At 71.2% G+C, this 13,399-nt stretch carries 12 protein-coding genes and 1 pseudogene; 9 read left to right on the top strand and 4 right to left on the bottom strand.

The features are described 5' to 3' along the window. Positions 1-12 precede the first annotated feature (12 nt). Together G7071_RS05630 and G7071_RS05625 are read left to right on the top strand one after the other, a co-directional pair. On the top strand, positions 13-588 hold the full coding sequence (locus G7071_RS05630; RefSeq protein ID WP_166315976.1) for a TetR/AcrR family transcriptional regulator: 576 nt from the start codon (positions 13-15) through the stop codon (positions 586-588). Further along, positions 585-2,246, top strand: coding sequence for a glycerol-3-phosphate dehydrogenase/oxidase (locus tag G7071_RS05625; protein WP_166315973.1), 1,662 nt, complete (start codon positions 585-587; stop codon positions 2,244-2,246). Before G7071_RS05630 ends, G7071_RS05625 begins: the two co-directional genes overlap by 4 nt. Here the strand turns inward: G7071_RS05625 and G7071_RS19955 are convergent. Continuing rightward, positions 2,178-2,321 (bottom strand): annotated as a pseudogene (locus G7071_RS19955) (hypothetical protein); the annotation flags it as partial. The gene G7071_RS05625 and the pseudogene G7071_RS19955 overlap by 69 nt on opposite strands. A 247-nt stretch (positions 2,322-2,568) precedes the next feature. Then, on the bottom strand, positions 2,569-3,729 hold the full coding sequence (locus G7071_RS05620; RefSeq protein ID WP_166315970.1) for an FAD-dependent monooxygenase: 1,161 nt from the start codon (positions 3,727-3,729) through the stop codon (positions 2,569-2,571). 59 nt (positions 3,730-3,788) lie between these two features. On the opposite strand from G7071_RS05620, the gene G7071_RS05615 reads away from it, so the two are divergent. The 3 genes from G7071_RS05615 to G7071_RS05610 all read left to right on the top strand — a co-directional run bounded on the left by G7071_RS05615 (position 3,789) and on the right by G7071_RS05610 (position 5,427). Then, entirely contained in the window at positions 3,789-4,397 is a 609-nt protein-coding gene (locus G7071_RS05615; protein ID WP_166315967.1) for a TetR/AcrR family transcriptional regulator, read from the top strand. 232 nt (positions 4,398-4,629) lie between these two features. Next, positions 4,630-4,758, top strand: a complete 129-nt coding sequence (locus G7071_RS19595) for a hypothetical protein (RefSeq protein ID WP_281351741.1) — start codon at positions 4,630-4,632, stop codon at positions 4,756-4,758. Between the two features lie 96 nt (positions 4,759-4,854). Continuing rightward, positions 4,855-5,427, top strand: coding sequence for a YceI family protein (locus G7071_RS05610; protein ID WP_166315964.1), 573 nt, complete (start codon positions 4,855-4,857; stop codon positions 5,425-5,427). A gap of 285 nt (positions 5,428-5,712) precedes the next feature. On the opposite strand, the gene G7071_RS05605 is transcribed toward G7071_RS05610, so the two are convergent. Further along, on the bottom strand, positions 5,713-7,434 hold the full coding sequence (locus G7071_RS05605; protein WP_246210492.1) for a DEAD/DEAH box helicase: 1,722 nt from the start codon (positions 7,432-7,434) through the stop codon (positions 5,713-5,715). A 210-nt stretch (positions 7,435-7,644) separates the two neighbouring features. On the opposite strand from G7071_RS05605, the gene G7071_RS05600 reads away from it, so the two are divergent. Genes G7071_RS05600 through G7071_RS05585 form a run of 4 tightly spaced genes read left to right on the top strand, consistent with a single transcriptional unit; the run spans position 7,645 to position 12,918 of the window. After that, positions 7,645-8,325 carry a response regulator transcription factor gene (locus G7071_RS05600; protein WP_166315961.1) on the top strand — a complete coding sequence of 227 codons (681 nt, stop codon included), beginning with the start codon at positions 7,645-7,647 and terminating at the stop codon, positions 8,323-8,325. 49 nt (positions 8,326-8,374) lie between these two features. Beyond that, positions 8,375-10,726: a DUF6351 family protein gene (locus G7071_RS05595; RefSeq protein ID WP_206062913.1), complete on the top strand. Its 2,352-nt coding sequence runs from the start codon at positions 8,375-8,377 to the stop codon at positions 10,724-10,726. Between the two features lie 21 nt (positions 10,727-10,747). Beyond that, positions 10,748-12,268 carry an SDR family NAD(P)-dependent oxidoreductase gene (locus G7071_RS05590; RefSeq protein ID WP_246210490.1) on the top strand — a complete coding sequence of 507 codons (1,521 nt, stop codon included), beginning with the start codon at positions 10,748-10,750 and terminating at the stop codon, positions 12,266-12,268. Positions 12,269-12,285: 17 nt separating this feature from the next. Continuing rightward, entirely contained in the window at positions 12,286-12,918 is a 633-nt protein-coding gene (locus G7071_RS05585) for a hypothetical protein (RefSeq protein WP_166315958.1), read from the top strand. A 22-nt stretch (positions 12,919-12,940) separates the two neighbouring features. Here the strand turns inward: G7071_RS05585 and G7071_RS05580 are convergent, their stop codons facing one another. Further along, the gene (locus tag G7071_RS05580) at positions 12,941-13,240 is read right to left on the bottom strand and encodes a VOC family protein (RefSeq protein ID WP_246210484.1); all 300 of its coding nucleotides are present in this window, start codon (positions 13,238-13,240) and stop codon (positions 12,941-12,943) included. Positions 13,241-13,399: the final 159 nt, after the last annotated feature.

The raw sequence follows: 13,399 nt of genomic DNA, 5'->3' as shown, positions 1-13,399 counted from the left end.
ACAGTGTGACACATGACGTCACTTCGTCACAACGACCCAGGCAAAGGTTCCGAGAACGCCTATCTCGACGCCGCCCGCGACTGCATCCTCGACCTCGGCTGGCGCCGGACCACGCTGACCGAGGTGGCTCGCCGGGCCGGTGTCTCACGGATGACGATCTATCGCTCCTGGCCGGACATGACCCAGCTGCTGGCCGACCTGATGACCCGGGAGTGGATCGGGATCGTGGCGGCGAGCTCGACCGGAGGAGACATCGTCGAGCGCGCGCTCGAGACAGCCCGGACGCTGCGCGACAACGAGCTGTTCCTGCGCATCGTCGAGCTCGACCCCGACCTGCTCCTGCCCTATCTCCTCCACCGGCGCGGCCGCTCCCAGGACCTGATCCTGGCCCAGATCGAGGAGGCCGTCCGGGCCGGCCAGGCCGACGGCAGCGTCCGAGCCGGCAACCCGGCCCTCATCGCCCGCTCGCTCGTGCTCGCGGGCCACGGCTTCGTCCTGAGCGGACACACCATGATCGACGACGAGGTGAGCGAGGAAGACCTCTATGCCGAGGCCCGCCTGCTGATCACGCGGGCGCTGGCACCATGACGGCGCGACGCATCACCCCCGGTCTGGCCGGCAGCCCCGACCACGTCGACGTCCTGGTCATCGGGCTCGGCATCACCGGCGCGGGTGTGGCGCTCGACGCTGTCACCCGGGGTCTGTCGACGCTCGCCGTCGATGCCCACGACCTCGCCTTCGGCACCTCGCGATGGTCGTCCAAGCTGGTGCACGGCGGTCTCCGCTACCTCGCCACCGGACAGGTCGCGGTCGCCCACGAGAGCGCCGTCGAGCGCGGCATCCTGATGGAGGTCACAGCGCCTCACCTGACCCGCGCGATGCCCATGCTCGTGCCCCTCATGCCGAGCGTCTCCCGCTTCGCCGCCCTCCAGGCCAGGGGCGGGTTCTTCGCCGGCGACCTGCTGCGCCGCACCGCGGGCACGTCGGCCGCCACCCTGCCGCGACCGCGGCGGATCTCGGCCACCGAGACCAGCAACCTGGCTCCGGGCCTGCGCGTCGGCGGACTGCGCGGCGGGCTCCTCTGCTGGGACGGCCAGCTCGAGGACGACGCCCGTCTCGTCACCACGGTCGCCCGCACGGCGGCGTCCTACGGCGCGCACGTCCGGACGCGGGCACGGGTGCTCAGCGCCACCGGGACGCGCGTCGAGCTGCGTGACGAGCTCACCGGCGAGACCCGCACGATCACCGCGGGGACGGTCATCAACGCGACCGGCGTGTGGGCCGGCAGCCTCGTGGAGGAGATCGCGCTGCGGCCCAGTCGCGGCACCCACCTGGTCCTCCGCGCCGAGACGCTGCCCCACCTGCGCGTCACCGTCACCGCGCCGGTGCCGGGCTCGACCAGCCGCTTCGTGATGGTGATCCCGCAGCCGGACGGCACGCTCTACGTCGGCCTGACCGACGAGGCGGTCGAGGGGGCGATCCCCGACGTGCCCACCCCCTCGGAGGCCGAGATCGGCTTCCTGCTCGACGTGGTGTCGGCAGCCTTCGCCCGCCCGCTGCGGCGCAGCGACGTGGTCGGTGCCTTCGCCGGGCTGCGTCCCCTCATCGACACGGGCGACGGATCGACCGCCGACATCTCTCGACGCCACGCCGTGCTCACCAGCCGGACCGGTGTCATCACGATCGTGGGCGGCAAGCTCACGACCTATCGGCGGATGGCCGAGGACGCCGTCGACGCAGCCGTGGCCGCGGCTGGGCTCGACGCCGGCCCGTGTGTCACCGCGACCACCCCGCTGCTCGGTGCCGCCAGCCGCGCCGAGCTCGCTTCGTCCGAGCAGCACCCCCGGCTCGTGCGCCGGTTCGGTACCGACGCCGCGCTGGTGCTCGACACCGCTCGCACCGTGACCGGGTTCGGCGACGACGAGCTGCTCGCGCCCGTCAGCGAGCGACTGCCGGTCACGCTGGCCGAGCTGGTCTTCGGGGTCACCCACGAGGGCGCTGCCGACGTCGACGACCTGCTCGACCGCCGGACCCGCGTCGGCCTCGTCGCCGAGGACCGCGAGGCGGCGCTACCCCTGGCGCGCCGAGCGCTCGAGCTCGCCGGACGCGGGATCGCGCACCAGCGCTCCGACCGCCACGAGGCAGCCCAGCCCCAGCAGGACGATCGGCGGGGGTGGCAGCAGCAGGGCGCTGAGCACCAGCGCGGGCGCCAGCACGAGGGAGAGCAGCGCCAGCACGGCGCGTGACCCCTCGACCAGCTCGGGTGCTCGCCGCTCGACCAGGAGCACCAACGCCCCCAGGCCCACCAGCAGCAGCGCCATCACCAGGCTGAAGCCCGTGAACAGCTGCCAATAGGTGCGCTCCAGGCCCCGACGGCGACCGAGGTCGTCTCCATCAGGGCGCGCACTGCTCGCTCGTCACCCGGAGTCGGGCTCGCACTGCCGACCGCGACGAGCGTGGCGTGGCCGGCTCCGGTGACGACGAGCAGCCAGCCCACGACCCTCGCGGCGAGGGAGCGGACCGTGCGGGGACGCGCAGTCGGAGCGGTCAGGGTGGTCGGGGTGGTCATCAGGTCTCCTGGTGCGTGGGCGGGGCGATGGGCGGAGCGATGAGCGGGGGGCACCAGTCCGCGGCAGCGCCGACCGCGCGACGAGCCAGCCGGTCGGGGATCGCCCTCATCGCCAGGTCTCGTATGCCGATGGCACCCCGTCGCTCCAGGCGAGCGAACCGGCCGATCTGGCGCGACTGGCGAGCCAGCGCCGTCACCCGAGGTGCGCGGGCCGCGGCGTAGTCGGTGAGGGCGTCCTCGATCGAGGGCCGGGTCGAGAGCGCATGCGCCAGCACGACCGCGTCCTCGATGGCCAGGCCGGCCCCCTGACCGAGATTGGGCTCCATCGCGTGGGCGGCGTCGCCGACCAGCACCCGGCGACCGTTGTGCAGGCGGGTCCGCCCCGGCGGCAGGTCGAAGATGTCGTGGCGCAGGACGCTCCCGGGCTCGACGCGGCTCAGCACGTCTGCGATCGGGGGGTGCCAGTCGGCATACCTGCGTCGGACCTCGGCCAGCTCGTCGTCGCTGCGCGCACCCTGCGCGGTCGTCGCCGCGGCATAGACATAGGTGGCGTCCGGGCCGGCCGGCACCATCCCGAAGCGCATCCCGGCGCCCCACGTCTCGCTCAGCTCCGCCTCCCCGCCCAGGGCGTCAGCGCCGCCGGGGACGAGCGCGCGCCAGACCGTGTAGCCGCGAAAGCCCGGCTGGGCGTCCGGGCTGATCGACGTCCGGACGACCGAGCGGACTCCGTCCGCCCCGACCAGCAGGTCAGCGGCAGGCTCGGCGGCGACGGCGGTGACGGGGTCGCCCAGCCTGAGCACCTCGGGTCCGAGCGCCGAGGCCAGCGCCTCGACCAGGTCGGCCCGGACGATGCCCAGCGGCCGGGCACCGACCGCCCGCGCGTCCACCGTGACCCGCGACAGCACCCGTCCGTCGGCGCGGCGGATCACCGACCCGGTCAGGGGTGTGGAGCGCGAGCGGACCGCCTCGGCGATGCCGAGCTCCGCCAGGCAGCGCATCGCGTTGGGCCACAGCACCAGTCCCGCGCCGCCACGGTCCAGGGCGTCGCGTCGCTCTCGCACGGTGACCTGCCAGCCGACGCGCTGCAGGGCGAGCGCCGTCGCCAGTCCACCGATCCCGCCGCCGACGACCACCGCCGCCGGAGCTGTCCCTCTGTCCATGCCGCGACACTACAGATGTAGAGGCCTGCTGCCAACTCTACGGCAGTAGAGTGCGGCGCATGGAGCAGGAGAGACGCCAGCTGATCGCACGGACGGCGCTGCACGTGCTCGCCACGGCCGGCGCCCGGGGGCTCACCCATCGGGCCGTCGACACCGCGGCCGGCCTCTCGCCGGGGTCGACCTCCTACTACTTCCGCACCCGCGCAGCACTGCTCAGCGCCTGTCTCGACGACCTCGTCGCGCAGGACCACGAGGACCTCGACGTGATGGTGCCCCTGGTCACCGCCGCCGACACCGACGCGATGGCGGCAGCGATCGCCGACGTGCTCGAGCGCTGGCTGACGGTGGGTCGCGAGCGCCATACGGCTCGCTATGAGCTCTTCATGGAGGCGTTGCGCCGGCCCGACCTCGCCGAGGTGCTGCACCGCGGCGGGATGGCCGTGCGTGCCCGGGTGGCCGAGGTGCTGGCGGGCCTGGGGGCGGACGATCCCCAAGGACGGGCGCACTGGTTGGTCGCAGCCCTGGACGGGGTGGTGTTCGACCGACTGGCCGGAGCCAACGCTGCCGCACCGGTGGACCGGGACGAGCTCGAGGTGGTCGCGCGGCGCCTCGTGGCGGGCGCCCTCGCACTTTCCCTCGATCTCAAGACACATGGCCCGCCGGGGTGAGAGGCTTGGCTCCGCGCCCCTTGCTGACCCCATGCAGCAAGGGGCGCGACGCATTTCGTGCGTCGCCGACCACCACCGCTCACCGAGCGCTGGTCAAGGGTGGAGCGGGCTCGGCCCCCCGTGCCCCGCCAGGGCCTGCCAGTGGAGCAGTCGCGTGCATTTCGGTCATCACGGACGAGTCCGGTGGGGATGGGATATCGTTGGTGAACAACGAGTGAACGGGAGATGTCTGGTGAGCAACATCAAGGAGCGGGGACGGCCGACCTGCGTGTGGGTCCGGACGACCGACACCCAGGGGCGCACACACATGGAGGCCCGCTGGTTGATGCCGCTCTTCGCGGCCATCGACGACGCGGCCTGACGAAGTCCGGAAACTTTTTCTCGGGCGGCGGAATATCCCGGGCGGGAGATGGTTGGAAGTAGTACAACCTTCAACCAATCCCCTCAAGGAGACACCATGTCCGTCAACCAGTTCGACGCTTCCACCACCGCCATCGACGACATCACCGGCGACTACGTCGTCGACGCCTCGCACAGCTCGCTGGGCTTCGTGGCCCGCCACGCGATGGTGACCAAGGTCCGCGGTCAGTTCAACGTCTACGAGGGCACCGCCCACGTCGACGAGGCCAACCCGGCCGCCTCCAAGGTGGACATCACGATCGACGCCGCGAGCGTCGACACGCGCAGCGCCGACCGCGACGGCCACCTCAAGTCCGGCGACTTCTTCGACGTCGAGACCTACCCCACCATCCGCTTCGTCTCCACCGACGTCGCCCGCGACGGTGCCAGCTGGACGATCACCGGCGACCTGACGATCAAGGACGTCACCAAGCCCGTCACCGTCGAGTTCGAGCAGACCGGTTCGGCGATCGACCCCTTCGGCAACACCCGCGTCGGCTTCGAGGGTGAGACGGTCGTCAACCGCAAGGACTTCGGCCTCACCTGGAACGCTGCGCTCGAGACCGGCGGCGTGCTCGTCTCCGAGAAGGTCAAGCTGCAGTTCGACATCTCGGCGATCAAGTCCGCCTGAGCCAGCCCCGAGTCGGCGCTCAGCGCATCCCGAGTCGGCGCTGAAGGCGTACCGAGTCGGCGCTCAGCGCATCCCGAGTCGGCGCTCAGCGCATCCCGAGTCGGCGCTTCCCGCACCCTGTCGGTGCGTGGAGGCGCCGACTCGTTGCGTCTCTCGGGCCGACTCGCTGCGCAGCGCGCGCCGACTGGGCCGGTCAGGTGCGCCGACTCGGCCGGTCGTGAGCGCCGACTCGCTGTGCAGCGAGCGCCGGCTCGGCCGGTCAGGAGCGCCGACTCGGCGTCACCGTCACTTCTTGTGGCGGGGCTTCTTGGTGCGGGAGTCGCTGTCGCCGTACGTCGACGAGCCGCCGTCCGAGGAGGCGGAGTCGGCGCCGGAGCGGGCCTGCGCGCGGCGAGCCGGAGGGCCGCCGTCCTGGCGGATCTCGATCAGCTTGCCGGAGATCCGGGTGCTCGCGAGGCGGTCGAGGGTGCCCGGGGGCAGGGTGCGCGGCAGCTCGACGAGGGAGAAGTCGGGCCGGATGTCGATGTGTCCGAAGTCCCCACGCGAGAGACCGCCCTCGTTGGCGAGCGCGCCGACGATCTGACGCGGCTCCACCTTGTGGCGCTTCCCGACGGAGATCCGGTAGGACGCCATGTCGACGTCGGTGCGGCCGCGGGGACGACGCTCGGGCTTGCGCCCGCCGCCACGCTCGGGGCGCTGCTCGCGGTTGTCGAACTCGCGGCGGACCGGAGCCGGCTCCGGCTCCATCAGGAGCGGGTTGTCGCCATACATCACGGCGGCGAGCGCTGCGGCGACGTCGACCTCGGGCACGTCGTGCTCGGAGATGTAGTGGGTCACCACGTCGCGGAAGAAGTCGAGCTTGTCGCCGGCGAGCGCCTCGGTGATCGCGTCGTCGAAGCGGGACAGCCGCGTGGAGTTGATGTCCTCGATCGTCGGGATCTGCATCTGGGTCAGCGGCTGGCGGGTCGCCTTCTCGATCGCCCGCAGCAGGTGCTTCTCGCGTGGGGTGACGAAGGCGATCGAGTCGCCCTTGCGACCGGCACGGCCGGTGCGGCCGATGCGGTGGACGTAGGACTCGGTGTCGGTGGGGATGTCGTAGTTGACGACGTGGCTGATCCGCTCGACGTCGAGCCCGCGGGCCGCGACGTCCGTGGCGACCAGGATGTCGAGCTTGCCCGACTTGAGCTGGTTGACGGTCCGCTCGCGCTGGACCTGCGGGACGTCACCGTTGATGGCCATCGCGGAGAAGCCGCGCGCCCGCAGCTTCTCGGCCAGCAGCTCGGTCTCGTTCTTGGTCCGGACGAAGACGATCATCCCCTCGAAGTTCTCGACCTCGAGGATGCGGGTGAGGGCGTCGACCTTCTGCGGGTAGGAGCAGATGAGGTAGCGCTGGGTGATGTTGGCGGCCGTGGTCGTCTTGTTCTTGACGGTGATCTCGACCGGGTCGTGGAGATACTTCTTGGAGATCCGGCGGATCTGGCTGGGCATCGTGGCCGAGAAGAGCGCGACGTGCTTGTCCTCGGGGGTGTCGGACAGGATCGTCTCGACGTCCTCGGCGAAGCCCATCTTGAGCATCTCGTCGGCCTCGTCGAGCACGAGGAAGCGCAGCTGCGAGAGGTCGAGGGTGCCCTTCTCGAGGTGGTCCATGATCCGGCCCGGCGTGCCGACCACGACGTGGACGCCGCGGCGCAGCGCCGAGAGCTGGACGCCGTAGCCCTGGCCGCCATAGATCGGCAGGACGTGGACGCCCTTCATGTGGGCGCCGTACTTCTCGAACGCCTCGGAGACCTGGAGGGCGAGCTCACGCGTGGGCGCCAGCACGAGCGCCTGGGGCGCCTTCTGCGACAGGTCGAGCTGGGACAGGATGGGCAGCGCGAAGGCGGCCGTCTTGCCGGTGCCCGTCTGCGCGAGCCCCACGACGTGGCGCCCCTCGAGAAGCGGTGGGATGGTCTGCGCCTGGATCATCGACGGCGACTCGTAGCCGACGTCGGCGAGCGCCTTCAGCACCGCCGGCGACAGGCCGAGGTCGGCGAAGGTCTGCTCGGGCGCGGCTCCGGAGTCGGCTGGGGAGTCGGTGCGGTCGTTCGGGGAAGGTCACTCACCCTGCAACGGTAGTGCTTCTCGCGCCCGGTGGCTGCTTCGAGGCTCGCGCGATCCGCGTCACCCCGGCTCCTGGAACATGCCCCATCCCCGCTGTTTAGCGCGTATTCTGCCGCCATGCCGATCAGGGTTGCCATCGTCAACGACGACGAGCTCGTCGTTCGTGGGCTCGACACGATGTTGCGCAACTACGCCGATCGCATCCAGATCGTCGAGCTCAACGCCTCCAGGCCGGTCTCGGTCGACGTCGACATCGCCCTCTATGACACGTTCGGGATGGGCCAGGGCAACGGGCCGAGCGTCGCTCGCCTGCTGACCAACCCGCGCGTCGACAAGGTGGTCGTCTACACCTGGAACTTCCAGCCGTGGCTGGCGCGCGAGACGATCGAGCAGGGCGTGTCCGGCTATCTCTCCAAGAGCCTCACCGCCGGTCAGCTCGTCGAGGCGCTGCAGATGATCCACGCCGGTCGCATCGTCCTCTCGCCCTCACCCGGGCGCAAGGCGCTCATCGGTGGCGACTGGCCCGGCCGCGAGGAGGGCCTGACGGCCCGCGAGGCAGAGGTCCTGTCGTTGATCACCATGGGGTTGAGCAACCTCGAGATCGCCGAGCGCACCTCGCTGTCGGTCAACTCCATCAAGTCCTACATCCGCTCCTGCTATCGCAAGATCGACGTCGACAGCCGGTCCAAGGCGGTCCTGTGGGGCATCTCCCACGGGCTCCGCCCCGATCGCGTCCGGGTCAACGGCTCGCCGGCGCAGCGGGCCGAACCCGGTGATCGGACCGCCTACCCGGCGTGACCCGCCGGTGACCTGACTCGTTGCGCCCTCGTCCACCGAGGGAGAAGTCATGCAGCGTCACCGGTCCGTCGCCCCATCGATCGTGCTCGCGCTGGCCGCCAGCGCCCTGGCCGTGGTCGGGCCGGCGCCCGGCGGCCAAGCCCTCGGACCTGCCACGCCCGCGGCCGCTCCCACCGCCGCAATCGCCGCCCCAGCGACGTCGGCGCGCGCGTCGACCCGGGCGGTCAGGCCAGGGCCGCGCCGCACACCCCGCCTTCGGGTGCAGGTGCTTTCCAACCGCGCCGACCTGATCTCGGGGGGCGACGCACTGGTGGCGATCCGGGTCCCCCAGCGGGTCCGGCCCCGCCAGGTCAAGGTCATGGCGGGCAAGCGCGTGGTCACCAAGCGGTTCCGCACCCGACCGGACGGTCGCTTCGTCGGGCTGGTCAACAAGCTGCGCGTGGGCCGGACGACGATCAAGGCCACCGCCCCCGGCGCCCGACGCGGGCGGACGGTCATCGTCAACCACCCCGCCGGCGGGCCGGTCTTCACCGGGCCGCAGCCGGCGCACTACCGCTGCCAGGACACCGCCCGCGACGCCGCCTGCAACGAGCCGGCCCGCTACTCCTGGCTCTACAAGTCGACCGGCTCACCGGGCCTCAAGCCCTACGACCGGGCCAACCCTCCCTCCGACGTCGCCACGACCACGACCGACCAGGGCGTCGAGGTGCCGTTCATCGTCCGGCGCGAGGACGGCTATTCCGACCGTGACCGCTACGCCATCCTCACGCTGTTCCGCCCGGGGAAGGGCTGGAAGGCGTGGCGCCCGCAGGAGCAGTGGAACCACAAGCTGCTGATCACCCACGGCGGGGGGTGCGGCGCGTCGTACACCCCCGGGACCCCACGCCTCGACGACTTCTCCGGGACCCTGCCCGAGGGCTCCCCGGTCGAGAACAGCTATGTCGCGGCGCTCGGGCGCGGGTTCGCCGTCGCGTCGACCGCGCTGTCCAACACCGGCCACAACTGCAACCTCGCAGTCAACGCCGAGTCGCTGATGATGACCAAGGAGCGCCTCGTCGAGCGGTACGGCGCCCTGCGCTACACCATCGGCACGGGCTGCTCGGGCGGCTCGATCGCCCAGCACACGCTCGCCAACTCCTATCCCGGGATCTACCAGGGCCTGGTCACCAGCTGCTCCTACCCCGACGTCCTCACCGCGGGCGCGCAGTTCGCCGACTACCACCTGATGCGCCGCTACTTCGAGCAGCCGCAGCGATGGGCTCCGGGCGTGGTGTGGAGCCCGACCCAGGTCGCCGACGTCGAGGGGCACGTCACCCCCGTCAACGCGGTGGCCGCCGACGAGGGGCTCTTCAAGGAGGCGATCAACCCCGAGCACGCGTGTGACGGGACGGCCACGCCGGTCGCCGGTGACCGCTCCACCCGCTTCGACTCCGAGATCAACCCCGGCGGTGTGCGCTGCTCGATCCTCGACATCTCGGTCAACCTGCTCGGCCGTCGGCCTGCCTCCGCCTGGAGCCCGCAGGAGCAGGCCGCGGGTCACGGGTTCGCGGGGATCCCGTTCGCCAACTCCGGTGTGCAGTACGGGCTCGAGGCACTCCGCGCCGGACGGATCACCCCCGCTCAGTTCGTCGACCTCAACGCCAAGCTCGGCGGTCTCGACGTCAATGCCGACCCCGTCGCGCAGCGCATCCCCGGCGACGCGGGTGCCATCACCAGCGCCTACCGCACGGGCATGGTCAACAACTTCACCCACACCGACGAGGTCGCGATCATCAACCACGGCGGACCGGACCCGGGGGCCGCTCACGACTACGCCCACGCCGTGTGGACCGAGCTGCGCATGCAGCGCTCCCAGGGACACACCGACAACCGGGTCACCTGGTTCGGTCCGACTCCCCTGATCGGCGACGCCTCGTGGGCGATCGAGGGTCTCATCGCGATGGACAAGTGGCTCAGCGCGGTGGAGAAGGACCGGCGCCGGGTCCCCCTGGCGCAGAAGATCGTCGAGGACCGCCCCGCCGGCGTCGCCGACCGCTGTGTCGGGGTCTGCGACGGCGGGGTGCTGCAGACCAACCTCTCCACGCCGCGCCAGGCGGCGGGCGGTCCGGCGGCCAACGACGTGCTGGCCTGCCAGCGGGTGCCGATCGACCGATCGGCATACAAGACCCTCGGGCTGCCTGTGCTCTTCACCGAGGCCGAGTGGGCGACGCTCCAGCGGGTCTTCCCCGACGGCGTCTGCGACTGGTCCCAGCCCGGTCGCGGGCAGGCGCCGACGCAGACCTGGTTGAAGTACGGCGACGCCACGACCCCGCGCTTCGGCGGGGTGAACCTGCCTCGCGCTCCCAAGCGGTCGGGGCGCGACTGGTTCGGCCCGGTGTTCCAGGAGTTCTGGCGCAAGTAGGGGCAGCCGTACGATCCTTCGGTGACTGACCAGCCCGGCATCGACCCCGCCGACTCCGCAGGGATAGATCCTGAGGATCTGGCCACCACGATCCGGGTGCTCCGGCAGACCCACCTGCTCCCCGGCGACCACCCCGACCACGTCGCGGTCAAGCGGGCGGCGTCTCACATGTACAAGGCGATCAAGGCCGAGCGGAAGCTGGCCAAGCGCGCCGAGGAGCTGGCCCACGACCGCGCGATCACCGAGCTCACCGCGACCGGGTCGCCGGTCCGGATCGACGACGAGACGTCCGGCATCCCGCTGGTCTCCAACGCGCCGGGTGCCTTCGCCGGCGAGCTGCTCAACCCGCGCGGCTGCTACATCTGCAAGGAGGACTACACCCTCGTCGACGCGTTCTACCACTGGCTGTGCCCGCGCTGCGCGGCCTTCAGCCACACCAAGCGCGACCAGCGCACCGACCTGACGGGCAAGCGCGCGCTGCTCACGGGCGGGCGGGCCAAGATCGGGATGTACATCGCGCTGCGGCTCCTGCGCGACGGCGCGCACACCACGATCACGACGCGCTTCCCCAAGGACGCCGTGCGCAGGTTCTCCTCCCTCGAGGACAGCGGCGACTGGCTCCACCGGCTCAAGATCGTCGGCATCGACCTGCGCGACCCGACCCAGGTGATCTCGCTGGCCGACGACGTGGCCGCGACCGGCCCGCTCGACATCCTGATCAACAACGCCTGCCAGACCGTACGGCGCTCGCCTGGCGCCTACGCTCCGCTGGTCGAGGCCGAGGCCGCCCCGCTGCCGACCGACCGGGAGCTCCCCGAGATGGTCACCTTCGACGAGATCTCGGCCGCGCACCCGGCCTCCATCGCCGGCGCGCTGGCCGACACGGCGGTGGCCCACCACCTCGGCGAGAGCCCCGAGCACGCGCTGGCCGCCCACAACGCCGCGACGATGACGGCGCTCGCCCTCTCGGCCGGGCACGCCTCGCTCGACGCACACCTCGCGGGCACCGCCGTCGACGCCGGTGGGCTGCTCCCCGACGTACAAGCCAACAACTCCTGGACCCAGACCGTCGGGGAGGTCAACCCGCTGGAGCTGCTCGAGGTCCAGCTGTGCAACTCGATCGCGCCGTTCCTGCTGGTCTCGCGCCTGCGGCCGGCCATGGCGACCGCGGCCGGCGCGGCTTCGTCGGGCCGGGCCTATGTCGTCAACGTCTCGGCGATGGAGGGTCAGTTCTCGCGTCGCTACAAGGGCGCCGGACACCCGCACACCAACATGGCGAAGGCCGCGCTCAACATGCTGACCCGCACCTCGTCCGGGGAGATGTTCGAGACCGACAAGATCCTGATGACGGCCGTCGACACCGGCTGGATCACCGACGAGCGCCCGCACGAGGACAAGCTGCGGATCGCCGCCGAGGGCTGGCACGCGCCGCTCGACCTGGTCGACGGGGCCGCCCGCGTCTATGACCCGATCGTGCTCGGCGAGCGCGGCGAGGACCTCTATGGCTGCTTCGTGAAGGACTTCAAGCCGTCCCCCTGGTGACCTGCAAGACTCCCGGCGTGACCGATCTCGAGACCGCCGAAGAGTTCCACGCCCGAGTCGCCGCGGCGACCGACGAGCAGGGCCGCCTGCCTGTCGCGATCGAGCTGATGCCGGGCTGGGACATCTTCCCCTTCGAGCTCGACGGCCTCCGGGTCAAGCCGCTGGAGCCGTTGGCCGACAGCGACCCGCCGCGCCAAGGGGAGGACCCGGCCGACTGCGGCTGTCGACAGCCGGACAAGCAGGCCCGCCAGGTGGTCTGGAGCAACGAGCGGTGGATCCTGAAGCTCCTCGACATGCGACTGCCGGTCGCGTTGATCCTGATGCCGCGCGAGCACTACGACCTCGCCGACCTGCCCGACGACCTGGCTGCTGAGCTGGGGCGGCTGACGGTTGCCATCACCGCGGCTGTCGAGGAGCTGCCCAGCGTCGGACGCTGCCACGGCGCCCGGATCGGCGACGGCAGCGCCCACCTGCACCCGTTCTTCTTCGGCCGGCCGGCCCGGATGCTGCAGCTGCGCGGCTCCACCCTCCTGGACTGGGAGGAGAACCTGCCGCCGGTGCCCGAGGAGGTGCGCCGCGCCAACGCCGCACACGTCGCGGCCCGGCTCGTCGACAGGCTCGGCGGCGATGGTCCGGCCTGGCAGGACTGACCTCGCCGGCAGCTGTGGGGGATCAGCCCTGCTTGGTCTCCCCGAGGATGTTGACCATCCACAGCACCCCGAACTTGTCGACGAGGTGGCCGTAGTCGTCGCCCCAGGGCTGGCGGGCGAGGGGAACCTCGACGTTGGCTCCCTCGCGAAGCGCAGTCCAGTAGCCGCGGAGCTGTTCGTCGTCGTCGCCGCTGATGCTGATCTGACCGTTGGGGCGGGCCTCCATCCCGGGCGGGGCGTCGGAGGCGAAGATCGTGTAGCCGGCGTCGGTGATCAGCGAGGAGTGCATGATCTGGTCCTTGATGTCGTCGGACCCACCCATGTCGCCGAACGTCGAGAACTCCGGTGTGCCCCGAACACGGCGGCATAGAAGGTCATCGCCTCACGGCAGTGTCCCTTGAAGCTGAGATAGGGATTGAGCTTGGAAGCCATCGGTCCTCCCAGAGAGCAGACCGGCGGGCCGTCCGCCGTCCTTCGAACC

The organism is Nocardioides piscis (genome assembly GCF_011300215.1).
Lineage (GTDB): Bacteria > Actinomycetota > Actinomycetes > Propionibacteriales > Nocardioidaceae > Nocardioides > Nocardioides piscis.
Note: the sequence above shows the minus strand (reverse complement) of the source record. Positions and strands in the feature narration are given on the sequence as shown.